Below are 13,184 nucleotides of genomic sequence, written 5' to 3'. Positions count from 1 at the left end.
CTTAGAAAGTTTTTATTATGTTGTCAGAATATGATTCTGCATTCTTAAGCCAATACTCAGCCGCAACTGTCAATGTTTCAATTAAATGTGCCTTATAATCTTTTTGTTTCTCCTCAAGTTCACGTAACTGCCGTTCTATTTCCTGTCGTTTGGCATTCTCCTTGTATTTTACCGTAGTATAAATAAGTGCAATGCCTATTAATTCAGCTGCAATGGCAACGATGGGGTTGCCGAAAATCAACCAGCCTTTAGCATGGGACGAATTTATGGCATAAGCCGTTCCTATTGCAACTGTTCCTGCCGTCCCGATAGCAAAGGCTTTCATTCTTAGTTTTTTGACGTATTCTTCATAAGGCTCAGACGTGTCCATAGGTACGTCTGGAAGTTCAGCCTTGAAAGGATTTTGCTTAACCCATTTCTTCACCAAGATTTCATATCCCTCGTTGATATCCGTAAACCTGATTTTACGCTCGATGTCAGCATCTGTATTTTCCACCTTCCAATAGTCGCTAACGTCAAATGAATATTTTTCGATTGCAATCTCAACGATTTCACTTACTGCGTCAAAAGCGTCGGAAACTGTGTTTACGTCAACGTTGAGCAACAATTGGTTGCATTTTTGCAAAATGGCTTCCGAAACGTTATTGTAATCTAATTTTGGCTTATTCATAATCAGCATTTTTCTAAGGATTTGATGAATTGTTCGAACACTGCAATCTCATAATTTGTGTTTTTTATCACTTCTTGCAACTGTTCTGGTGACGAAACTTTATAAGTATTCTTAAGTTCAGTTAGGTGTTTCTCCTGAGTCTCAATGGAGGAAACTAAAGATTCACCCACTTTGCTAATGTAGAATTCAACTTCTTCCTGAATGTCGTTCTTGAACTTGCTATATTCTTGCCGGATATGACGAACCGACATTGTTTTGAATGCTTGGAGCTTTTTGTTATTGTCTATATTAGGCACATTTACCGTGTATTCTTCGTGATCATCACAGCATATACCGGGAATTGTGCGAGTAAGTGTTTCTGTTCTCGTTCCCGTTGCTGCTTCTGTTGCCTGTTTTTCAATTGCTTCAAAGTCAGGTCTTTTGAAGAAAGCCTTGCTCGTTCCAACATGGACAAATTTGTAAAACTCCAACGCCATCTGGGCAAACAAAGTGTTTTTCTTTTCGTCAGCTAAATCATAGAGGTTGATTGTCTCTCTTTGGATGTCCTTGTATGTGGTATCGTTTGCAAGAATTTGGCTATTTATTCTTTGTTCGATGAAATTGAACCTTTCTGCAACAGTTTCTTTGCTGAATTTTCGACGGATTGTATTGAGGGTATTGTTCATTTCTAACATTGCGTCGCCCAGTGCTTTCTCTTGACCCTGCATAGCTTCCAATCCTTTTTGGAGCAGGGTGATGTCGTTTTTTCTATGGTCAATGCATTGCCTGATGTCCTCCCTAATGGTTTGTATCAAATCATTGTACGCATTGGTCTTCTCGCTCTTTACAAACTCGTTCAGTGTTTCACGAAGTTTGTCAAAGTTAGACCAATCCCTCACCATGGCAAGTAGGTTCTCGTTGTTTATGTTCTTGTTTGCGTCTTCAAGCGTATCCCTGATGTCTCTTAATAAAGAGCGACATATTTTCCAGACTTTTTCGTTCCATGAAGAATCAGGTGCATTCTGGCTTTTCATCAAAGAAACGGCGTCCTTTCCTTCTTCCACAGCATAGTGGTATAGTATTTCCATCAAACTGTCAACGGGAATCAGCCTTTCTTCCTTTATTCCATACGGTTCAACGAACAGAGCTTTTGCTTTTCGCATATATTCCTCTTCGATGTTTTGGAATGTATCGTCTGCAGCATTTGTCACAACAAAGAATATTCGTTTCTTTGCGTCCTCTGACAAAGACTTGAAGACATCCTTGACAAAATCGTTGATGCTTTTGTCCTCGATGTTGTCCGTACCTTTGTGCAAGAAAATTATCGCATCGACGTTGTTGCTGCCATATTCGTTTTGGGCTGTCAAGAATTCCATTGTCTCCATATCAATGCCTCCGACAGCCTCAACGCCCGGAGTGTCAACAATACGCCAGCCTTCACACTCTTCCTGCAAGGGGTACTTTATGGTCACCTCCTTGGCTATCTTCGACTTTGGATGGCTGTCGATGTACTGTTCAAGGAGTTGTCTGTTTATCTCCCTGCACGATGTTGCTTCCAGGCCTTTCACTATCTTCGGGTCACATATCTTAGACTTGTTCCAGCCTTTTATGATTAACTTGTTAATATCGTTGACAGGAAGAGAACTGTATTGGTCTTCGATTGCTACCAATTTTCCTAATTTTCCCGATATGTCACCGTTTATGGTTTCCTTGTGCCCGTCGCCGTAAATGATTTCAATCGACTCCTTTTCCGAATATTCTATCTTTGTCAGCACGCAAGTAGTCTGGAAATGGCCTGTCGGAAGGATGTTTTTGTTTCCAAGAAAAGCATTTATGAATGTAGATTTTCCAGCACTCATTTTTCCGACAATTGCCAAAGTAAAATAGCCATTGACAAAAGGGGCTGCCTTACGTTCAATGGAAGCACTCAAGCCTTTGTCTTTGACATTGTTCTTTTTGCGGACAGCATAATATTCTTCAAGAACTTTCATCACTGACCGCCTGTAATACAAAAACTGATTTTGTTTCATAATATTTCTTTTAATTCAAAAACCTATCTTAAGCCTCGGATTTCTCCCCGGTACTGTGGCAAATATAGCGATTTTTTTTTGTGAAGTTAACCCATTAAAGATGACTATTCTCCTCTTATATAAGGATTTTGAGACTTTTTAGGCGTTATTCTCTTGTCAATCGACATTATTTTCTTGCTGATAATAATTGTCAGTTGGTCAGAGATTGTATTATATCTAGCAACATCTTGATTATCAATGTTATTCTATTGAATGATAAAAGGTCGTGAAATATTTTTCAATATGTGCTTTTTGTATGCCTATATGCCATATTTTACAACGCAATTCAATATCTTTTATAAAACGCCTAATTCACGTCATATTTCATAAAGTTTAGACCTCTGCAAAACTCAAAACTCCCTACTGGAATATTAAGAAGCTACGTGGTGAAAAATGGACTTTTGCAGAGGTCTCAATAAGAGAGCGTTATACTTTTCACACAGAAAATTCAATTTAAATACAAAGGTTTTGCAGAGATTACGATATATACCGCGAGCTTCTAAAATTATTAAAAGCGGCGACGAACGACTAATGCCTCTAATAGTTTCATTCGAAAAAGAAATCGTCATCCGTACTTCTGAACGCACTGCACACAAACGGAACAAGTATGTCGTAGACTTAACTAATGAACTAAGGCAAATATACTCCTTATAATGGCCAATCTTAAAAACAGACAAAACTTAACCGAATACATTTAGTGGTAAAATATCTGCCATTTTATACAGCTGCTTGGATTTTATTCGTTACCTTTGCATCAGTTGATTGACTTATTGTAAATGAGCAGAACGGTGAACTTCAAAGGTTTCTAAACCATTACCTATTCTCTTTTTGCTTGATGATAACCTTCTGATTTACATCTGTATTTTATTTAGTGCAACATTTGTGAACGTCGAAAACAGGAATGCCCTGCGCCCCAATTCCTGCATGGGGTCGAGCATGGGAGTTTCAAGGATGTTTTTCAGTTCCGCACGGCTGATGTGCCTGTGCTTCGGTGCAGGCTTTTTCTCGTATTCCATGTCCTCCAACGGATTGGCGCGGAGTATCTCGTAGTCCACGGCAAGGTACACCAGCTTGCTCAGCCAGCACAGACACTTGTTCGTCTGTGACGGACTGAAGTTCTTGTAGCGTTTCAGAAAGGCTTTATAGGAATTGCCGAAATCCTCCGTGATGTCGGTGAACTCAATGTCCTCCTTGCCCAACGAGGTGAGGTATTCTTTCAGATATTTCTGATAATATCCCGAATGGCGGTAGGTGGACGTGGAGTTTATCTCCTTTGAACGGGCGAGCAGACGTTCTCGTTCCCTTTCGCCCATCTGCAACAGCTTGGTGGGGATTACCGCCCTTTTCGCCAATGTGTTTTTCAGCAGTTCGGCGCTCACCACGTTCTGTTTCTTCAATATTTCATCGTAGGCAAGCTCTACGGATTTGCGGAACTCCTGCAAGCGGTTGTTCTCGCGGACGGTGCGGATGGCTTCCGTCTTGCTGTTCCAGTCTTCCGGCTTGCAATAGATGCCCGTCGCCATCGTGGAACTCTTGCCGTCTATGGTGATGCGGCACAGGACGGCAGTCGTGCCGTCTGCCTTCACCTTGTTTCGGTTGATATACGGTAATATGGAAAATGTACTGCGCATAGTTATGATGTTTTTAGATTACTGATTTTAATTGTTTACAAAACAAGTTTCAAGTCCTTGGTCGCCTCTATATATTTGTCCATGTCCTCAAAGAGCTTCTTCGGGGTGACACGGGCATAGACCTGCGTAGTCTGGATGTCGGAATGGCCCAGCATCCGGCTGATGGTTTCAATCGGCACTCCGGCTTCCAGCGTAATCAGCGAGGCGAACGAGTGACGTGCCTGATGATAGCACAAGGTACTGCTCACCCCTGCAAGAACGGCGAGCGATTTCATGTGTCGGCGGAGGTTTGGATGGTATATTATCGGGAACAGCGTCGGGCGGTTGTCGTCATGGTATTTCTCTATTAGGGCGAGTGCTTCGGGCAGCAACTTCACGCTTGCCCGAAGCTCGTTCTTCTTGCGGCGATATTTCAGCCAGAGGCTCCCATCGTCGTCCGTGTAGAGGTTCTCACGGGTGACGCTCACCACATCCGCATAGGCGGTTCCCGTATAGCAGGCAAACAGGAAAAGGTCGCGGACGAGTATATGTGTGGTGCGCCATGCGGGTATCTCCACATCACGGATTTTCTCGAAGTCCTCTCGGCTCAACGCCCTCGGTGTCTGCTCTGTCTTTTGAGGCAGGGTGAAATTGGCGAAATGGCATCTTTCGGCATATCCCTCCTTGTAGGCTATGCGGCATACCTTTTTCAGGATGGCGAGGTAATGGCGCACCGTGTCCACCGCCAAGCCTTTCACGTCCATCACATAGTTCTGGTAATCGTGGATGAACTGTTCGGTAAGCTGCCCGAAAGCGATGTCCTTCGTCTTGAACTGCCACGGGATGAACTCGCCCAACGTCTTTCTCATGTAGTAATAGCCGGGGTAAGTGCCTTTAGCACGGTCTATCCCGATACGCGCCTTCAAGTCCTCGCAGATACGGTCGGTCATCCTCAGCAGGGTCATCTGCGTTTCCATGCTGCCTTGAAACAAGTCCTTGACCGCCGTGGCGTCAAAGTCCTGTCCGCGCTCCACCAGCATGTCGAACGCCGCATTGACCGCAAGCAGCAGCTTGTCCAGTTTTGCGTTGGTTTCCACCGCCTCGCGGCTCTTGCCGTCCAGACGGCTTTCTCGCGCGTTCCACAAATCCGGCCTGCACGACAGCTTGCATCCGAACTGCGCCATCGTACGGTTCACTGTGATACGACCCATTATCGGGGCTTTGCCCGACTTGTCCGTTCCGCTCTTTTTTAGGTAGAGCAGCACCTTGAATTTTTCTACTTTCATACGCTTACTGTTTTTATTGCAAAATTAACTTATGAGTAAGCGTCCATTGATTTGCAGAACGGTGCGTATCAGCGCAATCGGCACGGGCGTACAACAATTTCATTTTCCGTGCGTTACCTGTCCTTGCTTCGGTAACTGACAGTAACGGCTTGGTAACTGAAATGGCTCAATATTCCGCACTCCGTTGCGTTTCCGGCATTTGGCAGAATAATGAAAAACCGTTCATTTCAAACGGGTTGCGTTTTATCGTTACTTGTTTGCCAACGGCTGCTTTGTGGGTTCTGTTCCACATAGCCCGACATTCCTTTGCCAACATAGCACGACAAAAGAAAGCCAATGTGTACGACATCAGCAAGGCTTTAGGACATTCAAGCCTGAAAATAACAGAAAGCTATCTTTCCAAATTTGACACTACAAGTCAGGATGCAACCATGAAGCAAGTTTTTCAAAACAACACAAGGATAGATGAAAACAGCCTTTTGAAACAACTTCAGAGCCTCAACCCTGAAGCACTTGCTTCATTATTGGCTAAAGTGAACAGATAACTTGAAATCACAAAATGGAATCCTAAACAATAATTTAATCTTTCAACATCACAATTTGTGAGCATAAAAGAAAAGTAAATATGGAAATAGCAATCATTCAAAGTAAAATTTACGAAGTAAGAGGAACTAAAGTAATGCTGGATAAGGATTTAGCAGAACTTTATCAAGTAACTACTGGAAACCTTAATAAAGCAGTAAAAAGAAACATCAAAAGATTTCCACCTGATTTTATGTTTCAACTGACAACAGAAGAATGGAAGGCTTTAAGATTCCAAAATGGAATCATAAAGAAAGGCAGAGGGGAACATACAAAGTATTTGCCCTATGCTTTCACAGAACAAGGGCTGGCAATGCTTTCAGGTGTTTTAAATAGTGATATAGCTATTAATGTAAATATCTCAATTATGAGGGCTTTTGTAGCTATCAGACAAGGTTTGCCACAAGTAAGCAATAACAAGGAACTGGAAGAACTGAAAGCCCGAATGAAGGAACTGGAAGAAGTAAGTGAAGAAACTATGGCTGCAATCAGTGATTTATCCGAAGATACCCGAAAAGAACTGGATGATATTTATTTGGCTTTGTCACAATTAGCAGCAAAGCAAAAGAAAATCTCTAAACCTCAAAACCCTATCGGATATAAGGCTATTCAGGAAAGGAGAACTGAAAATGAAGAATAGTCTGACCCTCTTTATTATGTGCAAAAAGCATAAGAATTTATATGCTTCGCACTAAAATAGGACAAGATTACGGCAAGGGTGAAACTAATATAAAGCAGAAAGGATATTGATATGAATGATGAACAGATTAAAAAATTAACAGAATATTACGGATATACCATATCTGAAGTAGTAAATAAAGTTTTATCTTTTTATAGTCCTATTGATGATATAGAAAATTATATCCCTGAAGGAAATAATAGACAAATAGCCGAACTTATAAAATTCCTAAGAAGTTGTAAGGGAAGCTCCTTGAAAATATCAAGTACAATCCAAAATCCATATAAAGGGCAGGTTAAAGGGAGTAATCTATCTTTTAACCTCAATGACAAATACACTTTGTTCTATTTAGAACAACTCTTAAACACAATATTAGAGAAAAACCAAGATGGATTATATCAATTTGAATTTAACTGGAACTTTAAAGAGCCTATAAAATACTACAAAGGAATTGCACCTTGTTATGAAATAGAAGAAGATAGTTTCTTTACAGAGCCTTATACAGATGAGGAATTAAATAATATTATTGAATATGAGAAGGAAAAGGAAAGTAATCAACCCAAACTAACTCAAAATGGTAAAATAGGAAGAACTTGTTATTCTTTCTATAAAGCATTGAAATTACAAGGTATATTAGGAAATAATAAAACAAAAGATTATTCTTTTATATATGATATTTTGGTTATAAGAGGAAAAGTAAATGACATAGGAAAAGGCTTTTCAGGAACAATCGGCAAAGAAAAATATCAAAATATCAGGAATTGGATTAATGCCTATTTGACACAATCGGGCAAAACAGAATAATAGTAGAGTTTAAGGGTAAAAAAGTAGGTTTTAACACTGAAATTTTACCCTTTTATTTTTCTCCATTTCACCGAAAGAAACCTAATACCTTTGCTTTTGCAATCAGGACAAAAGAAAGAATGTTTCTGACTGGGAAGCCTGATATATTAAAAGCAATGGGAAATATTACAACACAAACAGCAGCCGAAAGTTTGGCAATGGTGGTACTTCCTAAAACAGCATGGGAAGGGGTAGTGGCAGAAATTCAGGAACTGAAGAATATACTTCAAAAAAAATCTGAAGAAGAAGTAAACAACCAATGGATAGAAAGCACACAAGCAAGAAAAATGCTGGGTGTATCTCCTAAGACATGGCAAACCTATCGGGATGAAAGAAGAATCCCCTTCAGTCAGTTCGGAAGAAAAATCTATGTGAAAAGGGCGGATTTGGAAGCCTTCATGGAATCACATTATATCCAATCAAGATAATAAGGGAGGATATTTTATGAATGAGGAATTTATAAGAGCAAACTTCCAAGTGGCGACATACACACTGAAAGAAGGGACAAAAGGCAGTTATTACTGGAGTGAAGGATTTTCCGAACTTCCTAATAGATTGAGCATAAGTAAGGATAATGAATTGACTAAAGTAAGCAGGAAAGGAAGAAACCTTTTACACCCTATTGTAGGGCAAATGATAGGCAGCTTCACCCAAAAGGAAGTTTCAAGATACAAGGAATACAAACCTTATGTTTGCCGTACCCAAATATGGAAAGTAGAAGAATACCCATTGTTTATCGGTTATGGCACAATCGGAGTAACCAATCAAGAGGGGAAAGTGGAAGATACTGGAGACTTGCTTATTTTCTATACACCTGACAACTGGATAAGTATAAAGATATTCCACTTTATAGGCATGGGGAATCCTGACAACTTGTTGGAAGCTATGGAATATGCAAACAATCATTTGAGAGAATAACCATATAAATAACAGAGGGTGCGGACTTCACAGCCTACACCCTCAAAGGATATTAAATGAATGATTGACTATATACAAGCAACCAAACATTTGTCTGACAAAGATAGGCTTTTTCTCGGACATTGCCGACTGGAAGCCGAATATTCTTCAGGCTGGCAAAAATACTGGCTTCAGGGATGCGAAAAACTGGAAATATGGTATAATCCTTCTTTGAACTGGATGAGGCTTCAGGGCAGTATCATGTACTATTGGCTAGGACACAACTTCACATACGACAAAAAAGGCTTTGTAGCTGCAATAGACCACATAATTAAGATACTTCATATTTCGATATGGGATGCAATGATAGAAACCTTTGAGTATGGTGTGATTATGCAAGTTCCGAAAAAGCCGAAAGAATATATAAAAAGACATTCCTCAATACCTTCAGAGAAACTAACCCTGAATGAGAAACCCAAAGACAAAGGGAATTTCAGATGGTGGGAAGATAAGAATGTTTGCAATAAAATGTATGATGCAGCCCAAAATATCAAGAAGAAGCAAGGACTTCAAAGAAAAGAGATACTGAAAGAATCAGGCTGGAATCCTGAAAGGGGGTTCCTAAAATGGGAAGCCCACTACCTGAAACCCGAAATACTGAATCATGGTAAAGGGCTTTTATTGGCAGACTTGATGAAGCCTTATTGGGAAAATGTGTTTAAAGAAGATTTGTATGTACAATATAAAAGATTAATTCCTATGAAATCACTGATTACACCGACAAACAAGAAAGATTTAAGCAGTGCTGATATTGTAATGCTGGCACTGGCAGAAGCTCAAATAAATGCAGGGGAAAACCTTCAGGAAGTAAAGAAGATGCTATATGATAAGATTAATGCTATCCCTGAAGGTGTACTTTCCAAAGCGGATAAAGACAGTCGAAAAAGGCAAATAAAGTCATTGTTCGATAAACTTCAGGAATCCCCCGAAAGTGAATGGGATTTATCGGAAAAATTGGAAAAGGCATTAAAAGCAGAATAGCCTCAACCCTCTTTATTATTATCAAAAAGCATAAGAATTTATATGCTGACAGATTTCAGGAATAAAATGTATATTTGAATATGGCAACAGACAAAAAGCAACAAAATCCAACAGAAACTACACTTGAATCAGGATTGACACCTATTCAGGAACAAGCAGCTATTATGTTAGCTTCAGGGGAAAACATTACTTCAGTATCGGAGAAACTCAACTTGAACAGAAGTACCATTTACCAATGGCAACAGAAAATAACTTTCCAGTGCTTTTTCAACTTCCAAAGGAAAGAAGCCAAAGACACCCTTAAAAATGGATTGCTAAGTTTATACAAAGATGCACTGGAAGCAGTGAAAGGATGTTTGACATCAGAAAATGAATCTATCAGGCTAAAAACTGCAATGTGGATAATTGCCAAAGTAGAAAACAATCCAGTAGGCAATACAGATGCAAGAGAACTTTTAAAGAAAGAAGCCACAAGAACCGAAAGTATATTTCAAGATTGGGAAGCAGAAAAAGAGGTTTTCGATGAAAGGAAATACCAAAAGTTGTTAGCTGAAAATGGGCTGAAATGAAAGGTAAAAGCAAAAAGTTTCAGTAATGTTTCAGTAGATAAAACAAAATCCCTTGTAAGTTATTAATTTACAAGGGATTATTCATTTACACAAGTACTCGAAGCGGGACTTGAACCCGCACAGCCATTACTGGCCAAGGGATTTTAAGTCCCTCGTGTCTACCGATTCCACCATTCGAGCAGCCTTTCAAAGATATAGAGCGGAAAACGAGACTCGAACTCGCGACCCTAACCTTGGCAAGGTTATGCTCTACCAACTGAGCTATTTCCGCGTTTCGGGTGCAAATGTAGGGAGATTTATTATATCATCCAAACATTTACACCGTTTATTTTAAAAAAAATTCCATTAGCGATTTAATAATGATTTCTCTGCGGCTTCGGCAACCGAGAAATTAAATCCTGCCATTACCTGACTCATTAAATCTGTAATCCGGTCGTTACACAAATTGCCGATACTGCCCTCATGTGTGTGATGTACCTGCTTATCATGTGTAAAGTTTCCTTTCTCAATATCTAATCCTACCTTCTTATACGCATCGCGGAAAGGCATTCCTTCGTTGGCCAAACGATTGACTTCTTCCACGCTAAACATATAAAGGTATTTGTCGTCGTCAAGGATGTGTTCATTTATTTTTATCTTGTCGATGATGTATGCCGCCATTTGCAGACAATCTTTCAGTTCATCGAATACAGGCAAGAATACCTCTTTAATAATCTGCAAATCGCGAAAATATCCGGAAGGAAGATTATTCATAATCATCATGATCTGTTGGGGCAGTGCTTGGATTTTGTTACATTTAGCACGAGTCAACTCAAACACATCGGGATTTTTCTTATGAGGCATAATACTGGAACCAGTGGTACATTCGTCCGGAAGTTTTACGAAACCGAAGTTCTGGCAACTGAACATACAGGCATCGAATGCCAACTTTGAGAGCGTTCCGGCGATAGATGCCAGCGCAAAGGCTACATTACGTTCCATTTTTCCGCGTCCCATCTGTGCGTAAACCACGTTGTAGTCCATTGAGTCGAAGCCTAACAGACGGGTAGTCATTTCACGGTTCAGAGGAAATGATGAACCGTATCCGGCAGCGGAGCCAAGCGGATTACGGTTGCAAACTTTATAAGCTGCCTGCAAAAACATCATGTCGTCAACCAAACTTTCGGCATAGGCTCCGAACCACAAGCCAAATGAGGAGGGCATCGCTATCTGCAAATGTGTATAGCCGGGCATCAGAACATCTTTGTATCGGTTACTTTGAGCTATCAGCACATGAAAAAGGTCTTCAGCAGCTTCGGCTATTTCTTTGATGCGGGCGCGAGTGAAAAGTTTCAAATCAACCAATACTTGGTCATTTCGCGAACGCCCACTGTGAATTTTCTTACCCACATCCCCTAACCTGCGTGTCAGCATCAACTCTACCTGCGAGTGTACATCTTCTATACCATCTTCAATGACAAACTCCCCTTTTTCTGCCGTTTCATAAATATGTTTCAATTCTTCCAGCAATGTCTTTAATTCCTCAGAGGTAAGCAGTCCAATGCTCTCAAGCATCGTTATGTGAGCCATAGAGCCCAATACATCGTATTTAGCCAGATAGAGGTCCATTTCCCTGTCGTGTCCTACCGTGAAACGGTCGATTTCTGCGTTTACTTGTACGCTTTTTTCCCAAAGTTTCTGAGCCATTGTAATCCTTCTTTAATTGACGAGATTTAGTTATTAATAAGGTATACGCGCCAGCGTTTCTGCCAGTTTTTCCACTCCTTCCTGCAAGGGTTTCGATACCATTGCTTTCATAAACATATTAACTTCGGCGCGTATTGTTACTTTTATTTTCGATTCTTCTTCCGATACGGGCAGTATTTGAATCCACAAGTTCATCGGAATAGGAGTTTTATCTCCCTCAAACTTGATACATTTCATCGGCTCACGCTCTATGATGCGAAGCGTAAGGTTGATTCCTTGTACTTTGATAGACAGCGAGTCACGATCGAAAGACATATCCTCTATCTTGCCTTCGAGTTTGCTTTTCATTTCATCCAGCTTATCGCGCATCCGCTCCATGTTGTTCAAGTCTGACAACACGCCATATACTCGCTCCTGACTGTAAGAGATATGCTTTACGTTACTTTCAAATTGTATAGCCATTGATTTTTTAGGGTTAGGGGTTTTACATAAAAGCACGGAGGCTGCGTTTTTTCAACAAAAATCGCGCCTCCGTGCTTTCTAGCTTTAAATATATAAAATTATTTTCCTGTCCAGTGAGCCGGATCCTTTCTCCATGCCTGCAAAACCGGAATATCTTCTTCGTTGATGTAATCCGTTTTCAGGGCAGCCTCCAGAACGGCATTGTAGTTAGTTAATGTAACCAGCTCTACCTTAGCGCTCTTAAAGGCTTCTGCCGATACATCGAAACCATAAGTAAACGATGCAATCATGCCGATAACTTCGCATCCGTCGCGACGAATTGCTTCGACAGCTTTCAGGCTGCTTCCACCCGTAGAAATCAAGTCTTCGATAACTACCACTTTCATACCCGGACGGAGTTCTCCTTCAATCAGGTTTTCCAATCCGTGGTCTTTCGGACTTGAACGAACGTAAACAAACGGGAGGTTCAACTCTTCTGCTACCAATGCACCTTGTGCGATAGCTCCCGTTGCCACGCCTGCAATAGCGTCTACATCTCCGAACTTCTCAAGGATAGTACGGCAAATTTCCAATTTCACGAAATTGCGAAGAGCCGGATAAGAGAGAGTCTTACGGTTGTCACAATAAATGGGTGATTTCCAACCCGAAGCCCATGTAAAAGGATTTGCCGGCTGGATTTTAACCGCTTTTACTTTCAGCAATTTTTCTGCGAATAATCTTTCCAATGCTTTCATAACCTAACTGTATATCTGATAAATGTTTCTGCAAAAGTATGGAAATCCCACGGGAATAGAAAATTTACCTGCATTTA

The 13,184-nt window shown here is 40.6% G+C and carries 13 protein-coding genes, 2 tRNA genes and 1 pseudogene; 7 read left to right on the top strand and 9 right to left on the bottom strand.

The window, feature by feature from the left end; all coding sequences use genetic code 11:
• Position 1 precedes the first annotated feature (1 nt).
• The 4 genes and pseudogenes from H9626_RS13070 to H9626_RS13055 all read right to left on the bottom strand — a co-directional run bounded on the left by H9626_RS13070 (position 2) and on the right by H9626_RS13055 (position 5,614).
• Complete coding sequence (locus tag H9626_RS13070) at positions 2 to 670, bottom strand: hypothetical protein (protein ID WP_191710766.1); 669 nt, start codon at positions 668 to 670, stop codon at positions 2 to 4.
• 2 nt (positions 671 to 672) lie between these two features.
• On the bottom strand, positions 673 to 2,679 hold the full coding sequence (locus tag H9626_RS13065) for a dynamin family protein (RefSeq protein WP_191710765.1): 2,007 nt from the start codon (positions 2,677 to 2,679) through the stop codon (positions 673 to 675).
• An 893-nt stretch (positions 2,680 to 3,572) separates the two neighbouring features.
• Positions 3,573 to 4,349 (bottom strand): annotated as a pseudogene (locus H9626_RS13060) (phage integrase SAM-like domain-containing protein); the annotation flags it as partial.
• Positions 4,350 to 4,384: 35 nt separating this feature from the next.
• A complete protein-coding gene (locus H9626_RS13055; protein ID WP_191710764.1) occupies positions 4,385 to 5,614 on the bottom strand; it encodes a phage integrase SAM-like domain-containing protein in 1,230 nt (409 codons plus the stop codon).
• Between the two features lie 161 nt (positions 5,615 to 5,775).
• Between H9626_RS13055 and H9626_RS13050 the strand changes: the two genes are divergently transcribed.
• From H9626_RS13050 to H9626_RS13020, 7 genes are all read left to right on the top strand, one after another.
• Positions 5,776 to 6,159, top strand: a complete 384-nt coding sequence (locus tag H9626_RS13050; RefSeq protein WP_191710763.1) for a site-specific integrase — start codon at positions 5,776 to 5,778, stop codon at positions 6,157 to 6,159.
• Between the two features lie 80 nt (positions 6,160 to 6,239).
• Positions 6,240 to 6,836, top strand: a complete 597-nt coding sequence (locus H9626_RS13045; protein WP_191710762.1) for an ORF6N domain-containing protein — start codon at positions 6,240 to 6,242, stop codon at positions 6,834 to 6,836.
• Between the two features lie 111 nt (positions 6,837 to 6,947).
• The gene (locus H9626_RS13040; protein WP_191710761.1) at positions 6,948 to 7,679 is read left to right on the top strand and encodes a hypothetical protein; all 732 of its coding nucleotides are present in this window, start codon (positions 6,948 to 6,950) and stop codon (positions 7,677 to 7,679) included.
• Positions 7,680 to 7,834: 155 nt separating this feature from the next.
• Positions 7,835 to 8,146, top strand: a complete 312-nt coding sequence (locus H9626_RS13035) for a helix-turn-helix domain-containing protein (protein WP_191710760.1) — start codon at positions 7,835 to 7,837, stop codon at positions 8,144 to 8,146.
• A gap of 16 nt (positions 8,147 to 8,162) precedes the next feature.
• Entirely contained in the window at positions 8,163 to 8,636 is a 474-nt protein-coding gene (locus H9626_RS13030; RefSeq protein ID WP_191710759.1) for a hypothetical protein, read from the top strand.
• A gap of 60 nt (positions 8,637 to 8,696) precedes the next feature.
• A complete protein-coding gene (locus H9626_RS13025) occupies positions 8,697 to 9,656 on the top strand; it encodes a hypothetical protein (RefSeq protein WP_191710758.1) in 960 nt (319 codons plus the stop codon).
• 80 nt (positions 9,657 to 9,736) lie between these two features.
• The gene (locus H9626_RS13020) at positions 9,737 to 10,225 is read left to right on the top strand and encodes a helix-turn-helix domain-containing protein (RefSeq protein ID WP_191710757.1); all 489 of its coding nucleotides are present in this window, start codon (positions 9,737 to 9,739) and stop codon (positions 10,223 to 10,225) included.
• 94 nt (positions 10,226 to 10,319) lie between these two features.
• On the opposite strand, the gene H9626_RS13015 is transcribed toward H9626_RS13020, so the two are convergent.
• From H9626_RS13015 to pyrE, 5 genes are all read right to left on the bottom strand, one after another.
• Positions 10,320 to 10,405: transfer RNA gene (locus tag H9626_RS13015), tRNA-Leu, on the bottom strand.
• Positions 10,406 to 10,423: 18 nt separating this feature from the next.
• Positions 10,424 to 10,496: transfer RNA gene (locus tag H9626_RS13010), tRNA-Gly, on the bottom strand.
• A gap of 74 nt (positions 10,497 to 10,570) precedes the next feature.
• Complete coding sequence (gene argH, locus H9626_RS13005; protein ID WP_191710756.1) at positions 10,571 to 11,911, bottom strand: argininosuccinate lyase; 1,341 nt, start codon at positions 11,909 to 11,911, stop codon at positions 10,571 to 10,573.
• Positions 11,912 to 11,944: 33 nt separating this feature from the next.
• The gene (locus tag H9626_RS13000; protein WP_178257239.1) at positions 11,945 to 12,373 is read right to left on the bottom strand and encodes an SRPBCC family protein; all 429 of its coding nucleotides are present in this window, start codon (positions 12,371 to 12,373) and stop codon (positions 11,945 to 11,947) included.
• A gap of 98 nt (positions 12,374 to 12,471) precedes the next feature.
• Positions 12,472 to 13,107, bottom strand: coding sequence for an orotate phosphoribosyltransferase (gene pyrE / locus H9626_RS12995; protein ID WP_178257238.1), 636 nt, complete (start codon positions 13,105 to 13,107; stop codon positions 12,472 to 12,474).
• Between the last annotated feature and the right edge of the window lie 77 nt (positions 13,108 to 13,184).

It is taken from the genome of Phocaeicola faecium (assembly GCF_014837055.1).
Taxonomy (GTDB): Bacteria; Bacteroidota; Bacteroidia; order Bacteroidales; family Bacteroidaceae; genus Phocaeicola; species Phocaeicola gallinarum.
Note: the sequence above shows the minus strand (reverse complement) of the source record. Positions and strands in the feature narration are given on the sequence as shown.

What these genes read in the sequence shown, in the direction of transcription:
- H9626_RS13070 (WP_191710766.1), bottom strand. Translation starts at nt 670, where the DNA reads ATGAATAAGCCAAAATTAGATTACAATAACGTTTCGGAAGCCATTTTG.
- H9626_RS13065 (WP_191710765.1), bottom strand. Translation starts at nt 2,679, where the DNA reads ATGAAACAAAATCAGTTTTTGTATTACAGGCGGTCAGTGATGAAAGTT.
- H9626_RS13055 (WP_191710764.1), bottom strand. Translation starts at nt 5,614, where the DNA reads ATGAAAGTAGAAAAATTCAAGGTGCTGCTCTACCTAAAAAAGAGCGGA.
- H9626_RS13050 (WP_191710763.1), top strand. Translation starts at nt 5,776, where the DNA reads ATGGCTCAATATTCCGCACTCCGTTGCGTTTCCGGCATTTGGCAGAAT.
- H9626_RS13045 (WP_191710762.1), top strand. Translation starts at nt 6,240, where the DNA reads ATGGAAATAGCAATCATTCAAAGTAAAATTTACGAAGTAAGAGGAACT.
- H9626_RS13040 (WP_191710761.1), top strand. Translation starts at nt 6,948, where the DNA reads ATGAATGATGAACAGATTAAAAAATTAACAGAATATTACGGATATACC.
- H9626_RS13035 (WP_191710760.1), top strand. Translation starts at nt 7,835, where the DNA reads ATGGGAAATATTACAACACAAACAGCAGCCGAAAGTTTGGCAATGGTG.
- H9626_RS13030 (WP_191710759.1), top strand. Translation starts at nt 8,163, where the DNA reads ATGAATGAGGAATTTATAAGAGCAAACTTCCAAGTGGCGACATACACA.
- H9626_RS13025 (WP_191710758.1), top strand. Translation starts at nt 8,697, where the DNA reads ATGATTGACTATATACAAGCAACCAAACATTTGTCTGACAAAGATAGG.
- H9626_RS13020 (WP_191710757.1), top strand. Translation starts at nt 9,737, where the DNA reads ATGGCAACAGACAAAAAGCAACAAAATCCAACAGAAACTACACTTGAA.
- argH (WP_191710756.1), bottom strand. Translation starts at nt 11,911, where the DNA reads ATGGCTCAGAAACTTTGGGAAAAAAGCGTACAAGTAAACGCAGAAATC.
- H9626_RS13000 (WP_178257239.1), bottom strand. Translation starts at nt 12,373, where the DNA reads ATGGCTATACAATTTGAAAGTAACGTAAAGCATATCTCTTACAGTCAG.
- pyrE (WP_178257238.1), bottom strand. Translation starts at nt 13,107, where the DNA reads ATGAAAGCATTGGAAAGATTATTCGCAGAAAAATTGCTGAAAGTAAAA.